The sequence below is a fragment of the Priestia sp. SIMBA_032 genome, from assembly GCF_046535215.1.
Classification (GTDB): domain Bacteria; phylum Bacillota; class Bacilli; order Bacillales; family Bacillaceae_H; genus Priestia; species Priestia aryabhattai.
In genome coordinates this window covers 256059-268147 of sequence record NZ_JAWRXD010000001.1, presented here as the reverse complement: position 1 = coordinate 268147, position 12089 = coordinate 256059, and the positions used below count along the sequence as shown (strand labels likewise).

General features: G+C 36.4%; 14 protein-coding genes and 2 pseudogenes. 10 read left to right on the top strand and 6 right to left on the bottom strand.

Annotated elements, in window-relative coordinates; genetic code table 11:
* Positions 1 to 8: 8 nt before the first annotated feature.
* Positions 9 to 149 carry a hypothetical protein gene (locus tag SB717_RS01355; RefSeq protein WP_013082476.1) on the top strand — a complete coding sequence of 47 codons (141 nt, stop codon included), beginning with the start codon at positions 9 to 11 and terminating at the stop codon, positions 147 to 149.
* A 46-nt stretch (positions 150 to 195) separates the two neighbouring features.
* On the opposite strand, the gene SB717_RS01350 is transcribed toward SB717_RS01355, so the two are convergent.
* Positions 196 to 348 (bottom strand): YpzG family protein, encoded by a 153-nt coding sequence (locus SB717_RS01350; RefSeq protein ID WP_013056278.1) that lies wholly within the window; start codon positions 346 to 348, stop codon positions 196 to 198.
* A 227-nt stretch (positions 349 to 575) separates the two neighbouring features.
* Positions 576 to 2249: a ribonuclease J gene (locus tag SB717_RS01345; RefSeq protein ID WP_410903056.1), complete on the bottom strand. Its 1674-nt coding sequence runs from the start codon at positions 2247 to 2249 to the stop codon at positions 576 to 578.
* A gap of 217 nt (positions 2250 to 2466) precedes the next feature.
* Between SB717_RS01345 and SB717_RS01340 the strand changes: the two genes are divergently transcribed.
* The 3 genes from SB717_RS01340 (at position 2467) to SB717_RS01330 (ending at position 3472) form a co-directional block, all read left to right on the top strand.
* Positions 2467 to 2607: a hypothetical protein gene (locus SB717_RS01340; protein WP_410903055.1), complete on the top strand. Its 141-nt coding sequence runs from the start codon at positions 2467 to 2469 to the stop codon at positions 2605 to 2607.
* A 68-nt stretch (positions 2608 to 2675) separates the two neighbouring features.
* Entirely contained in the window at positions 2676 to 2822 is a 147-nt protein-coding gene (locus tag SB717_RS01335) for a hypothetical protein (protein ID WP_410903054.1), read from the top strand.
* A gap of 233 nt (positions 2823 to 3055) precedes the next feature.
* Positions 3056 to 3472, top strand: coding sequence for a hypothetical protein (locus SB717_RS01330; protein WP_074678164.1), 417 nt, complete (start codon positions 3056 to 3058; stop codon positions 3470 to 3472).
* 81 nt (positions 3473 to 3553) lie between these two features.
* Here SB717_RS01330 and SB717_RS01325 read toward each other — a convergent pair.
* Positions 3554 to 3757 (bottom strand): annotated as a pseudogene (locus SB717_RS01325) (KGG domain-containing protein); the annotation flags it as partial.
* Positions 3758 to 3977: 220 nt separating this feature from the next.
* Between SB717_RS01325 and SB717_RS01320 the strand changes: the two are divergent.
* The gene (locus SB717_RS01320) at positions 3978 to 4202 is read left to right on the top strand and encodes a hypothetical protein (RefSeq protein WP_025749248.1); all 225 of its coding nucleotides are present in this window, start codon (positions 3978 to 3980) and stop codon (positions 4200 to 4202) included.
* 96 nt (positions 4203 to 4298) lie between these two features.
* Here the strand turns inward: SB717_RS01320 and SB717_RS01315 are convergent, their stop codons facing one another.
* Positions 4299 to 5030, bottom strand: a complete 732-nt coding sequence (locus SB717_RS01315) for a ZIP family metal transporter (protein ID WP_410903053.1) — start codon at positions 5028 to 5030, stop codon at positions 4299 to 4301.
* 466 nt (positions 5031 to 5496) lie between these two features.
* Between SB717_RS01315 and SB717_RS01310 the strand changes: the two genes are divergently transcribed.
* The 3 genes from SB717_RS01310 to SB717_RS01300 all read left to right on the top strand — a co-directional run bounded on the left by SB717_RS01310 (position 5497) and on the right by SB717_RS01300 (position 7614).
* Positions 5497 to 6882: an amino acid permease gene (locus SB717_RS01310; protein WP_410903052.1), complete on the top strand. Its 1386-nt coding sequence runs from the start codon at positions 5497 to 5499 to the stop codon at positions 6880 to 6882.
* Positions 6883 to 7033: 151 nt separating this feature from the next.
* Positions 7034 to 7255: a hypothetical protein gene (locus tag SB717_RS01305; protein ID WP_016763596.1), complete on the top strand. Its 222-nt coding sequence runs from the start codon at positions 7034 to 7036 to the stop codon at positions 7253 to 7255.
* Positions 7256 to 7413: 158 nt separating this feature from the next.
* Entirely contained in the window at positions 7414 to 7614 is a 201-nt protein-coding gene (locus SB717_RS01300; protein WP_045291392.1) for a hypothetical protein, read from the top strand.
* Between the two features lie 89 nt (positions 7615 to 7703).
* On the opposite strand, the gene SB717_RS01295 is transcribed toward SB717_RS01300, so the two are convergent.
* The gene (locus SB717_RS01295) at positions 7704 to 7913 is read right to left on the bottom strand and encodes an alpha/beta-type small acid-soluble spore protein (protein ID WP_013058452.1); all 210 of its coding nucleotides are present in this window, start codon (positions 7911 to 7913) and stop codon (positions 7704 to 7706) included.
* A 90-nt stretch (positions 7914 to 8003) separates the two neighbouring features.
* A complete protein-coding gene (locus tag SB717_RS01290) occupies positions 8004 to 8987 on the bottom strand; it encodes a LacI family DNA-binding transcriptional regulator (protein WP_410903051.1) in 984 nt (327 codons plus the stop codon).
* Between the two features lie 299 nt (positions 8988 to 9286).
* Here SB717_RS01290 and SB717_RS01285 point away from each other — a divergent pair, with 299 nt between their 5' ends.
* On the top strand, positions 9287 to 10507 hold the full coding sequence (locus SB717_RS01285) for an MFS transporter (protein WP_410903050.1): 1221 nt from the start codon (positions 9287 to 9289) through the stop codon (positions 10505 to 10507).
* Positions 10508 to 10549: 42 nt separating this feature from the next.
* A pseudogene (locus SB717_RS01280) lies at positions 10550 to 12007 on the top strand (glycoside hydrolase family 32 protein).
* Positions 12008 to 12089: the final 82 nt, after the last annotated feature.

The following is a 12089-nucleotide window of genomic DNA, read 5'->3' as shown; positions in this document are numbered from 1 at the left end:
TTATGAACATGCCAAAAAACAAGCAGACTCCTTCTTCACAAGTAGATCAAAAACAAGTAGTAGATGACAAAGCGAAAGCGCTGCGAGAAAATAATTATGAAGATGGTCATATTCGCAAGATAACTCAAAGCGGAGCAGACGGCCAATAACAAAAAAAGACGCGTTCGCGTCTTTTTTTGTTGAAGTGTATCATCCTTACCAACGATGAGCTTTTGCATTACTTCGCAAGATGATGTTCGTTTGAGACATCTCTGTATGTCCATTTACTTGGGACTTTGAACGCTTCGGTCTCGTCCAGTTGTGGCGGAATAGTTCTGAATGCTGATCTACTTGATTTTTATCATTCATCATAATCACCTCAAGGATAGGATACTTTCACAAGATATTTACGGTGAAATATCTCTCTTATAGAATGGGATAAAAAAGAAGAAATACACCTAACACTTTTAACCATACATATAAAGGGAGTGCCTATTCATAAACTATAAAGGGCAACTTCTAACTTTGGGTTAAGCTTCGGATTTATAAAGTAAAACTGCCTTAGTGGGGACTAAGGCAGTTTTTTAGTGGAATAATCAAACTTCAATAATGACAGGAAGGATCATAGGTCTTCTTTTGGTTTGGTTATATAGAAATTGGCCAAGCGCTGTCTTGATTTCTTTTTTCATAATGCTCCATTGGTGAACATGAGCTTTTTGTAATTGATTTACAATTTTAGTCACTTGTCGGTTAACATCTTTTAATAACTGCTCTGAATCTCTGGTATAAACAAAGCCTCGTGAAATGGTATCTGGACCAGACACAATTTTCCCTTCCGCTTTATTTAAAGTAATCACAATAACCAGCATACCATCTTCTGAAAGCTGTTTGCGGTCACGTAAAATCGCGTTGCCAACATCCCCAATGCCAAACCCGTCTACATATACATTACCTGCAGGGATTTTTCTTGTTTGAACAGCTGCTCCGCCCTTGATATCAACAATATCACCGTTATTTATAATAAAAATGTTCTCTTTTTCCACCCCCACGGATGCTGCTAATAAGCTGTGGTGATGAAGCATTCGAAACTCACCGTGAATGGGGATAAAATACTTTGGCTTCATCAATGTAGCCATTAATTTTAGCTCTTCTTGATAGCCATGTCCTGATACGTGCATACCTGTTGCGCTTCCTGAACCGTAAATCACATGAGCACCGAGTGTGAAAAGACTGTCGACAATACGAGAAATATTACGTTCATTGCCAGGAATAGGCCCTGCCGATAAAATGACCGTGTCTTCAGGAAGAATCTCTACTTGTCGGTGATTTCCGCTGGCTAATCTAGATAGAGCGGCCATCGGCTCGCCTTGGCTTCCAGTACAGAGAATAGCGACTTGTTCAGGCGCAAGTGAATGTACTTCATAAGGTTCAATTAGCATTCCTTCAGGAATGGTTAAATACCCTTTCTCTAACGCAACTGATACAACGTTAACCATGCTTCTTCCTAGCAGCGCAAGTTTTCTGTTCGTTTTAATCGCTGCATCTACAATTTGCTGTACGCGGTTAACATTCGAGGCGAAAGTAGAAATAATCACTTTTCGCTTTGCTTTACGAAAAGCTTCTTCTACATGTTTGCCAACTAGCTTTTCTGAAGGCGTAAATCCAGGGCGTTCAGCATTTGTGCTTTCTGATATTAAAGCCAGTACACCTTCACTTCCAATTTTAGCCATTTTATGAAGATCTGGATATTGGTCGTTAACAGGAGTTAAATCAAACTTAAAATCCCCGGTATGCACAACAGCTCCTTCAGGCGTATGAAAGACAATGCCAAGACAATCTGGAATGCTGTGATTCGTTTTAAAAAAAGAAAGCGGAATATTACCTAACGTAATTTCTGACTCTTCGTTGATTTCAATAAGCTCCGTCTCTGCAGATAATTGATGTTCCTGCAGTTTAATGTCAATTAATCCAAGGGTAAGGCTTGTTGCATAAATGGGAAGGTTCAACTGTTTTAAAAGATAAGGAATGCCTCCAATATGATCTTCATGACCATGCGTAACAACCACTGCTCGAACTTTTTCTCGATTCTCTTGCAAGTATGTAATATCAGGTATAATCAAATCAATTCCTAATAAACTTTCGTCAGGAAATTTAGAGCCGCAGTCAATTACAATGATGTCATCATCATATTGAACGGCATACATATTTTTTCCTATTTCATTAATGCCGCCTAAAGCAAAAATGGATAGTGTGTTTCTATTTGTACTCACACTTATTTCCTCCTATATTTTCAAAATGAATATGCAGAATTTCTACTCTTAGTATGAACATTTATTTCTGGTGCATTCTGTTAAATATGGAGATTTTATTTTTATTTAATAAGAGGGATGCAAGCAAAAAGAAAAGAAGGTCATTTTCCTAATACTACCTCTTATTTTCTTTTTATAACTCCATAAAATATAGACGTTACACATGGAGGTGGATGGAATGAGTAAACAAAATAAAAGCAAAAACCAAGGAGTCAGCAGCAGTGCAGCTGCTGTCGATAATGTGAATGAAAATATTTTATCAAACGATATTCATACAGATGAGCTTCAAAAATCAAAAGTAAGCCGTCACAACAAATAAAAGAATGACAACCAAAAGAGCAGCTTTGAGCTGCTCTTGATAAAATAGAGATAGGGAAGTGAAAAAACGTGTCAGAAAACAAAAGTTCTCAATATAAAGAAGAAAATAAGTCAACTCCTAGTCGTTCTCTTGAATATAAAGAACGCACAAATGAATCACAGAGTACACGTCAAATGCTGCGCAGCATTCTCGAATATTCGAGTCGATATCGTTAATAAAATTCTACATATAAAATTATAAGGATAAGCGGGCAATATAAAAGTTGAAGCCCCGCTTTAATACAAAAAAAAGCAAGCAGCTATGCTTGTTTTTTTGTATGTATAGCCTTGTACATATTGAAAAAAAAACATACATACGTTATTTTAGATAAACGTATGTATAATGGTAAACCTGTACATGTATTTTTTGAGAAAAATTAAAGTTTGGAGAAAAGAAGTAGGGGGATTTTATGAATTTACATGATTTTGTTCATGGAGTAGATCCAACAATAGAGCTAGTTATTGAAGATGAATTTCCTGGAACGCGGTGTGTAGGCGGAAAGTACGTTCCTAGCACGCATTCTATTTTTTTATATGAAAAAGATATTAAAATACAGTGTCAGCACTTGTTTGGTTCAAATGAATGTTTAGAATCTTATCAATGGATTATTTTAGCTCATGAATTAGGCCATGCGCTAGATGAAGACCTTTTGTCTTTGAGTAAAAAGTTTGATGAAACAGAAGATATATGGCTTCTGTATCAAATTGAATGTAATGCTTGGGAGATAGGAGAGAAATTGATTCCTTTTATTGATTCAGAGCTATTCTCATCCATAAAAGATCAATCGTTAGCCCATTATCATAAAGAGATGGAAAAGATTAGTTAGAAGAAGAAAAGTTCCAGTGGCTTGTACTATAAGGAACTTTTCTTCTTCGAGTTGTTTATATACTTCAAATACTAGTTAATTATTACGCTGGCTGCTGCTGGATCTGCCGCCTTTTTTTCCAATTTCCTCGTAAAATTCTTTACCTTGATTTTTGGAAGTAGCTTCTCCGCCTTTTTCACCAATTTCTTGATAAAACTCTTTGTCATGATTTTTGGAAGTAGCTTTTCCACCTTTTCTTCCTGCTTCTTCACGACTCATTTTTTCATTCTTTTTATTAGTTGCCATCTTGCATCCCTCCTAATAAATTTGAATTCATAGTCTGTCTTCCCGGTCAAAAAAGGATTAAACTGGTTATTTTTTATTTTTTCTAAAAATTAGATTTTTCTCAAAACTAGCAGATCGCAAAGCGCTGTATAGCAGTATTTATTAAGCTGAAAATAATCTTAAAAAAAATTATATGAAATATGATATGGTTAATAGAAATAAGAAAAAGGAGCTTAGAAACATGTCAAAATATGTAGAAATGGATAACGCTTCGCTGCGACGGAAAATACAAGAATACAAAGAATTAATTTGGAGAGTAGGGCCAGGAAGTGAAAGAACTATAGAAGCTGTTCAAGAGATTCAAGGAATGGAAAAAGAGTTAAAAGCACGCAACGCAGAATTTGAAGCTACGGATTGGAAAGCTTTTACTCGGGAAATAAAAGAAAACTACGATTTTACTTACTAAGAAGACACATTCATAATAATGTGATTGAAATAAATGTCTCCAAGTAGAAGGCTTTCTCTTTTCTACTTGGAAACGATAGAAGTAGTATGAAGACGATTAAGAAAAATGATCCAGTATCAGTGAAGCAAGTAATCCAAGTGCAGCAATCAATCCTGTAATAGAACCTCCTTCTTCATAGGCCTCTGGCATCATTGTAGAACCTACCATAGCAATAATGCCGCCGCCGGCAAAAGCAGCAATAGCAGCCATAAGTGTCTCAGATGCGTGATCTAAAAAAACAAAGCCTGTCCATGAACTAAAAGCTGAAATGAACAAAACAGCTGCCCATAGTAAAAAAATTTTCTTTTTAGAGAATCCGCTTTTTACTAGACCGGTCGTGCTGGACAGTCCTTCAGGAATATTACTTATAAAAATAGCGATAACAAGAAGCCAGCTAACGGTTGCATTTTCAATTAAGCTAGCTCCAATCATAATGGACTCTGGGATTGCATCCATTACGGTTCCTATAAATATAGCAATTCCAGAACTATTCGCGGCTATTTGTTTTGTAGACCTCTTTCTTTTATTCGCTCCTTGACGTGAAATTAGATAGTCTAAAAAAGTAAAAACGACAGCCCCCGCAAGGAACCCAAGAGAAGTAGCTTTTAACCCGCCGCTATGAACCGAGTCTCCAAGCAGCTCATAGGTAGCTGCTCCAATTAATACACCCGTCCCAAAAGCCATAATATAACCAATTATCTTTTTGCCGATAGGCAAAAAAACTGCTGCCAAAGCACCAAGAAGGACAGCTGATCCTGAAATTCCGCCCCACATCGCAGCTTGCCACATGAAAAATCCCTCCTCATCTCTCTTTTCTATGGATACTTTCCCTAAGAAGAGAAAGTGAAAACGTAAAAGGAGAAGAAAGGAATTTGGTCGATTGAGCAGCGGTTTCATTTTGTTATCCTTGAGAACGAGAGTGTTCCAGCATCCAAGCTGAGACTATATTTTATTTTTAATATTCATAAAATTTTAATTATACTGAAATAAAAAACTATTTTACGAAGATGACTGATATGACAGAGGTAAATGGTTTATTTAAGTGTTTTTCTGAAAAAAACAATTGTATTTCTGAGGAAAATTCATTATTATAAAATAAGTAATTATACAGTCGAATAGCTAAAAATAGAAAAAATAGTTTAGTTGTAAAGGTACTAGGTAAAAATGGAATGATTTAAAAACGACAGCTGTTCCATCAGAAACAGAAAGTATCTTTCCTAACAGAGCTATAACAAGTTTAGGAGGAGGAAATGGAATGGCAGACAAAGAGCTAAAAAGAGGCTTAGAATCTCGTCACATTCAAATGATCGCGCTTGGTGGAACAATTGGCGTTGGATTATTTATGGGATCAGCAAGCACTATTCAATGGACAGGTCCATCGGTATTACTTGCTTACGCAATTTGCGGAATGTTTATTTTCTTTATTATGCGTGCTATGGGCGAAATGCTGTACATGGAACCAAGCACAGGTTCATTCGCTACATTTGGCCACAAATATATTCATCCATTAGCAGGTTATATGGGTGCGTGGAGCAACTGGTTTCAATTTGTAATCGTAGGGATGTCCGAAATTATAGCGGTAGGAGCATATATGCATTACTGGTTCCCTCATTTACCAGCTTGGGTGCCTGGTATGATAGCCATGTTGATTTTAGGAGCAGCAAACTTAATTTCAGTCAAATCATTTGGAGAGTTTGAATTTTGGTTTGCGATGATTAAAATTGTGACGATTATTTTAATGATTATCGCAGGACTTGGATTAATTTTCTTTGGATTTGGAAATGGTGGAGACGCAATCGGATTATCAAACCTTTGGGCACACGGCGGCTTCTTTGCAGGCGGATGGTCAGGCTTTTTCTTTGCGCTATCTCTTGTTATTGCAGCTTATCAAGGAGTCGAGCTAATTGGGATTACAGCTGGTGAAGCAAAGGATCCTAAAAAAACGTTAACAAGCGCGATTCAAAGTATCATTTGGCGCATTTTAATTTTTTATATTGGAGCTATTTTCGTTATCGTGACGGTATATCCTTGGAATGAGTTAGATTCTTTAGGAAGTCCATTTGTATCTACATTTGCTAAAGTTGGTGTTACGGCAGCTGCAGGTATCATTAACTTTGTAGTCATTACGGCAGCGATGTCAGGCTGTAATAGCGGGATTTTCAGTGCAGGACGCATGCTTTATACGCTCGGTGTAAACGGTCAAGCACCTAATTTCTTTACAAAAATTTCTCGCAACGGCGTCCCAATTTACAGTACACTCGCTGTTATGATTGGATTAGTAATCGGTGTTATTTTAAACTACATTGCTCCGCCTAATGTATTTGTTTATGTATACAGTGCTAGCGTGCTTCCTGGAATGATTCCTTGGTTCATTATTCTTATCAGCCAAATTCGTTTCCGTAAAGCTAAAGGCGCTGAAATGGATAGTCACCCTTTCAAAATGCCCTTTGCGCCTGTAACGAACTATGTAACCATTGCTTTTCTACTAATGGTGCTCGTAGGTATGTGGTTTAATGATGAAACGCGTATTTCACTTATTGTAGGAGTTATTTTCCTCGCTCTTGTTGTCATTAGTTTTTACGCATTCGGAATAAATAAACGTATGATACCTGATACAGAGAACGGTCAAATAAAGAAATAAATATGCTTTTTCATAATCAAAAAACAAAACAACGGCTGATAAAAGCCGTTGTTTTGTTTTGTTTAAATAAAAGACATAAGAAAAAATGTCATTGTGTACTGATAGTTTGGATAAACTATATTCGTTCATATAACGTAAAGGAGCGAATGTCATGAGAAGTCACAGATATATTATCAAAGATTCACTAAAAGCTGATGAAGTTGCCAAGGATTTGGAACTGCAGCTGGATATAAACCGAATGTCGGATGTCAGAATTCTTTCGGTAAATGCACAAAACGAAATACTCGTTCAAATGCAGGAGGAGAACGAGGAAGCAGGAGATGTTATTGATGTATTTATGAAAGAGTATAAAACAGGAGAAATTATTGAATAGCACGTAATTGAGAAGAATATTGAGTGGTTTTGTTGAATAAATAAAAAGAAAACACCTTTATTTTTTATTCAAAAAGAAACGGACGTAAGAAAACTTCTTGTTTATCAAGAAGTTTCTTTTGTATCTGAACAGTAGTTTGTATACGTAGGGGAGAGGTGATGAAGGTGAAAAAAAATGGTGAAGGCCACGTCCTTTTTATTATTCTCGGAGGCCTGTTTATTTTAATAGGTACACTTTTTGCAAATACTTCCGTTTATTTTCTCATCTCCGGATGGATAGCAGCTGTCTGTTGTTTAGGAATCAGTGCTGTACTAAAGAAAGGAAAAACAAAATCAGTCAGCAAAGAGGATGAGCAATAATAATTTTTATATAAAGATGGAAATTAAATATATGAAAAGGAAGAATGGATATCCATTCTTCCTTAAGTCATGGTGTGTATGAAATTGTCTTAGAAACGTCCGCCGCCAAGTTGTTGCTCAGCTAATTGCACAAGACGTTTTGTAATTTCGCCGCCTACTGATCCGTTTGCACGTGCAGTAGTGTCAGCTCCTAAATTTACTCCGAACTCGCTAGCGATTTCATATTTCATTTGATCGATTGCTTGTTCAGCTCCGTATACTAATAATTCATTATTATTGCTGCTTTTATTGTTTGCCATTGTATTCAACTCCTTTCTGTAACGTTAAGGTGTGAATAAAGGAAGAAGAATATGCAACAAACTGATATTTATTTTATAAAAAACGTATTTTTACGTTGTTTGCCCTTCTAGAAGCTTAACTGGAAGACAGATTTCACGGGGGGCATTACTAAATTCTCCTTCAATTTCTTTAAGTAAAATATCAATGGCTGTTTGAGCAATCGATTCAATGGGCTGTTGAATTGTAGTTAGACCAGGTAACAAAGTCTGACTAGCTTCCGTTCCGTCATAGCCCACGATTTTTAAATCTTTTGGGATGCTTTTTCCTCTTTTTTGTGCTTCAGCAACTACTAAAGCTGCAAGTAAATCATCGCTTGCAAAAATACCATCTACTTCCGGATGTTCTTCAAAAACCTTAGAAATAGTTTCTCGCTGAATGTTGCGGTCAAAGGTATTTGAAATTTCATACGTGATAGGCTGTTTTCCATACTGTTTCATCACGTTTTCATAAGCTTTCCTTCTTAAGTTAGCTGGCGTTTCAAGTTTAAGGGGACCGTTAATATGAATAATATGCTTACAATCTTTTGAAATAAGCAATTCCGTGGCTTGTTCTCCTCCAGAATAGTTATCAGAAGATACGGTAGGAATACCTTTTGATAAATAATGATCCACTGCTACTACAGGAAGGCTTTGACTTTCGGAATCAAAAATACCTCTATTATAAGTAACGGCAATAACACCGTCTACCTGATTTCTGATAAGCATTTCTACATATTTTTTTTCTTTATCAATGCGATTCAGACTGTTACAAAGAAGTACTTTGTAGTTGAGGGAAGCACATATACTTTCAATATGAAAGGCTAACTCTCCGAAAAAAGGGTTGCTTGTTTGCGGGACAATCATACCGATTAAATTTGTTCGCTTATTAAATAATGAACGCGCAATATCATTTGGGAAATAATTAATTTCTTTCATTGCTTTATAAACATTTTCTCGCGTTTCATTGCTTATGTAACCACGGTTATTTAATACACGAGAAACTGTAGTCGGTGAAACACCTGCAATTTTTGCTACATCACTAATTTTGGCTTTCATCTAGTTTCCTCCTAATTTCTCCAAAACCTTGCTTTATCAGACATGTAAAAGTCTTAAAATAAATGCAATCAAGCAAGCAGCTTTCCAGTCGCTACGTTTTATTTTGATACATAAAAATCTATGTAAGGATTGTAAACGGTTTATTGAACAATTTAAACATACCATAAAGCTCACTTTTACGCCTAATACAATCTTTTTGCCATATAAAGTGTGAAACCGGTTGACATAAAATCAAATTGAAAGTGCTTTCATTTTGTTAGATAAAAGATTTTATATCTTAAGCTAAAGGGGTAACTAAAATGAAAAGTTCAAAAAGTTTATATTGGAAGCTGAGTGCATATTTTTTCTTCTTCTTTTTTACGTGGTCGTCGAGCTACTCTTTATTTTCTATCTGGCTAGGGCAAGAGATTAAGTTGAACGGATCAGCTACAGGCTTAATCTTTTCTGTAAACGCTATCTTTGCTTTGTGTATGCAGCCTTTGTACGGATATATATCTGACAGGATAGGTTTAAAGAAACACATTTTATTTTTTATTAGCTGTCTTTTAGTGTTTGTAGGACCATTTTATATTTTTGTTTATGGGCCTTTGCTTCAATACAATGTGTTGATAGGAGCTATTATTGGAGGCTTATATTTAGGAGTAGCGTTTTTGGCGGGCATCGGAGCGATTGAAACATACATAGAGAAAGTCAGCCGGAAATATAAATTTGAGTACGGGAAATCTAGAATGTGGGGGTCATTAGGCTGGGCTGCAGCTACGTTCTTTGCAGGACAATTATTTAATATTAATCCTCATATTAATTTTTGGGTGGCATCCGTTTCAGCGGTTATCCTAGTGGCTATTATTCTTTCTGTGAAGGTAGAAATGAGCAGCTATGAAATGGAAAAAGCAGAATCCGTCACGTTGAGAGATGTAGGTAATTTATTCTTATTGAAGGAATTTTGGTTTTTTATGATTTATGTTGTTGGCGTTACGTGCGTGTATAGGGTATACGATCAGCAATTTCCTATCTATTATGCATCTTTGTTTCCTACTGAATCGATAGGTAACCAAGTATTTGGCTACTTAAATTCGTTTCAAGTATTTTTAGAAGCTGGAATGATGTTCGCAGCACCGTTTATTGTAAATAAGATTGGTGCAAAAAATAGTTTGATTTTAGCAGGATTTCTAATGGGATTTCGTATTATTGGGTCAGGACTTGTGGTTGGTCCAATTGGAATATCTTCAATGAAGCTTATTCATGCATTAGAACTTCCTATTATGCTCATTGCCATCTTTAAATATTTGGCAGCTAACTTTGACACGCGCCTATCTTCTATACTTTATTTGGTTGGATTCCAATTCGCTTCACAAATAGGTGCTTCAGTCCTTTCACCCATAGCGGGAGGATTATATGATAGCGTAGGTTTTTCCCGTACCTATTTAATTATGGGAGGCATGGTTTTGGTATTTAACGTTATTTCCATGTTTACACTACTAAACTCTAAAAAACATAAGTTTATAAGAAAAGATGTATAAGAAAACACGCAGATTATATAGGGGGATATGATGATGTTAACGATAAATAAAATCGAGCAAGCTCAAAATTCATTAAATGAAGCAGAGAAAAAGGTAAATCATCAATATCGGTTGGGGTATCATATTATGGCGCCAGCGAACTGGATTAATGATCCGAATGGATTGGTTCAGTATAAAGGGGAATATCATGTTTTTTATCAACATCATCCTTATGACGAGAGTTGGGGGCCGATGCATTGGGGACATGTAAAAAGCAAAGATCTTGTTCATTGGCAGCATTTACCGATTGCTTTAGCTCCTGGAGATGCATTTGATAAAGATGGATGTTTTTCTGGAAGTGCCGTGGATAACGAAGGAGAGCTTACGCTAATTTATACAGGACATAATTATATAGACAAAGAACTGGATACTTTTTTTCAAAACCAAAATATAGCTGTTAGTAAAGACGGCATTACCTTTGAAAAAGCAGAGGTCAACCCAGTTATTGCTGAGCCGCCGGAAGATAGCTCTCATCATTTTCGAGATCCTAAAGTATGGAAGCACGAGGATTTCTGGTATATGATTCTAGGAAACTCAACAAAGAAACATGAGGGATGTGTTATCTTATACAGGTCTTCAAATTTACGACAGTGGGAATATGTTGGCGTCCTTGCTAAAAGCGATGGAGATCTAGGATACATGTGGGAGTGTCCGGACTTCTTTGAGTTAGACGGAAAGCATGTGTTAATGATTTCTCCTCAAGGGATAGAAGCAAAAGGTGATTCCTATCACAACCTTTTCCAAACGGGATATTTAGTTGGAGAATATAGTTATGAAACCAATACATTTCATCATGGGTCATTTACTGAATTAGATCACGGCCACGATTTTTATGCTGTTTAAACGCTTTTAGATGATAAAGGAAGACGAATTGCAATTGGATGGATGGACATGTGGGAAGCTAATATGCCAACGAAAGAGGATGGATGGTGCGGTGCGCTAACGCTTCCGAGAGAACTAACTTTAAGAGAGGATAAAGTGTTAATGAACCCCGTCCAAGAGCTTACATCACTTCGGAAAACTCAGTATAATATGCTAACCAATAAAGCTCTTTCTAACAGCTATGTAGTAGAAGTAAATGAAGACTTGCTAGAGATACAAGCTGTATTTGATTTAGCGGACTGCCAAGCTTCATCGGTAGGAATAAAAATTCGTGGAATAAACAACGAAGAAACGCTTATGTGTTACAACCTTAATGAGCAAATGTTATTACTTGACTGTACTCACTCGGGAAAAGAAGATGGAGCTAGGAAAGTAGCGTTACAAGCAGGTGAGACACTAGCTTTACGGATATTTGTGGACCGTTCTTCCATTGAAGTATTTGCAAACGAAGGACAAGCGACCATGACGAGCCGTATTTATCCAAAAGAAAGCAGGCTCGGAATTGAATTATTTACTGAAGGAGGAAACGTAATCGTAAAAGAGTTAACGTATTGGAATTTAAAAGATATTTGGGGGTAAAATACAGAGGAAGAAGTATATTAATACTTCTTCCTTTTTTGAGCATTTAATAGCTCGTCAACAAAGTGGAGGTATACAAATG

What these genes read in the sequence shown, in the direction of transcription:
- SB717_RS01290 (WP_410903051.1), bottom strand. Translation starts at nt 8,987, where the DNA reads ATGAAAGCCAAAATTAGTGATGTAGCAAAAATTGCAGGTGTTTCACCG.
- SB717_RS01320 (WP_025749248.1), top strand. Translation starts at nt 3,978, where the DNA reads ATGTCAAAATATGTAGAAATGGATAACGCTTCGCTGCGACGGAAAATA.
- SB717_RS01340 (WP_410903055.1), top strand. Translation starts at nt 2,467, where the DNA reads ATGAGTAAACAAAATAAAAGCAAAAACCAAGGAGTCAGCAGCAGTGCA.
- SB717_RS01315 (WP_410903053.1), bottom strand. Translation starts at nt 5,030, where the DNA reads ATGTGGCAAGCTGCGATGTGGGGCGGAATTTCAGGATCAGCTGTCCTT.
- SB717_RS01305 (WP_016763596.1), top strand. Translation starts at nt 7,034, where the DNA reads ATGAGAAGTCACAGATATATTATCAAAGATTCACTAAAAGCTGATGAA.
- SB717_RS01295 (WP_013058452.1), bottom strand. Translation starts at nt 7,913, where the DNA reads ATGGCAAACAATAAAAGCAGCAATAATAATGAATTATTAGTATACGGA.
- SB717_RS01300 (WP_045291392.1), top strand. Translation starts at nt 7,414, where the DNA reads ATGAAGGTGAAAAAAAATGGTGAAGGCCACGTCCTTTTTATTATTCTC.
- SB717_RS01355 (WP_013082476.1), top strand. Translation starts at nt 9, where the DNA reads ATGCCAAAAAACAAGCAGACTCCTTCTTCACAAGTAGATCAAAAACAA.
- SB717_RS01310 (WP_410903052.1), top strand. Translation starts at nt 5,497, where the DNA reads ATGGCAGACAAAGAGCTAAAAAGAGGCTTAGAATCTCGTCACATTCAA.
- SB717_RS01285 (WP_410903050.1), top strand. Translation starts at nt 9,287, where the DNA reads ATGAAAAGTTCAAAAAGTTTATATTGGAAGCTGAGTGCATATTTTTTC.
- SB717_RS01330 (WP_074678164.1), top strand. Translation starts at nt 3,056, where the DNA reads ATGAATTTACATGATTTTGTTCATGGAGTAGATCCAACAATAGAGCTA.
- SB717_RS01350 (WP_013056278.1), bottom strand. Translation starts at nt 348, where the DNA reads ATGAATGATAAAAATCAAGTAGATCAGCATTCAGAACTATTCCGCCAC.